Origin of the sequence: Paenibacillus farraposensis, assembly GCF_020736845.1 — a bacterium.
Lineage (GTDB): Bacteria > Bacillota > Bacilli > Paenibacillales > Paenibacillaceae > Paenibacillus > Paenibacillus farraposensis.
Map to the genome: position 1 here is coordinate 45,652 of NZ_JAFFQR010000056.1, position 1,286 is coordinate 46,937.

Annotated in this window: 1 protein-coding gene; it reads left to right on the forward strand. The window is 57.2% G+C overall.

From position 1 onward, the window contains the following. On the forward strand, window positions 1-1,286 hold a 1,286-nt coding region (locus JO375_RS08740; protein ID WP_229524100.1), incomplete at both ends, for a condensation domain-containing protein.

Below are 1,286 nucleotides of genomic sequence, written 5' to 3' on the forward strand. Positions count from 1 at the left end.
GGTGGACGGTGATCCGATGCAATGGATTGAGGACACCGTGCCGTTTGCGGTGGAGTATGCGAAGGTACAGGCCGGAGATACGACTGCACTTACAGGTCTGACTACGGGCACGATGGTCAGTCCAGATACGCAAGAGCTGGTGCGACGCTTTGTACGTCCGTTCAATCTGCAAACCGCTCCGCTGCTGCGGGTAGGCGTGGTGGACCTGGGCGTACAAGGACCGGAGCAAGAACCACAGCATCTGCTCATGCTGGATATGCACCACATCGTCTCTGACGGGGTGTCCATGGGGGTACTGACCGATGAATTTGTCCGCTTGTATGGCGGCGAAGAGCTGTCCCCATTGCGGATTCAGTATAAGGACTATGCGGTATGGCAGCAAAGCGAAGCCCATCAGGAGTGGATGCAGCGTCAGGAAGCATACTGGCTGGACACCTTCCGGGGCGAGCTGCCGGTGCTGGATTTGCCAAGCGACTTTGCCCGACCGGCGGTGCGGAGTACCGCAGGGGATACGGTCGTCTTTGGACTGGAGCGTGAAGTCAGCGAACGCCTTAAGGAGCTAGCGGCGCAAACAGGCTCTACGCTGTATATGGTGCTGCTGGCGGCGTACACCGCGCTGTTGCATCAATACAGCGGCCAAGAAGACATTGTGGTCGGCACACCGATTGCCGGACGGCCGCATGCGGATCTGGAGCCGATGATCGGGATGTTCGTCGGCACGCTGGCACTGCGGAACTATCCGACAGCAGAGCAAAGCTTCCGCAGCTTCGTGGAGGATGTGAAGACGCGTGCGCTGCAAGCTTACGAGCACCAGGACTATCCGTTTGAAGAGCTGGTGGAAAAACTGAATGTGAAGCGGGATATGAGCCGCAACCCGCTGTTCGATACGATGTTTACGCTGCAAACCACCGAGGAAGGCGAGCTGCAGCTGACCAACCTGAGCTTCCGTCCATACGGATTGGAGCAAACGCCAGCGAAGTTTGATTTAACGCTGGAAGCGAGTGAGGAAGAGGCAGGCATCCAGTTCGGCCTGCAATATGCAACCGCATTGTATCAACGGGAAACCGTGGAACGAATGACACGCCACTTCATCCGGCTGGCTGAAGCCGTGGCGGCGAACCCGGATGTGAAGCTGGGAGAAATCGAACTGATTACGGCAGAAGAAAGCGAGCAGATTCTGAAGGTGTTCAACGACCCGCAGGCGCATCACATAAGCGGAACCGGATACGCACAGGACCAAACGTTAAGTACCCTGTTTGAACAGCAGGCAGCGAATACGCCGGATC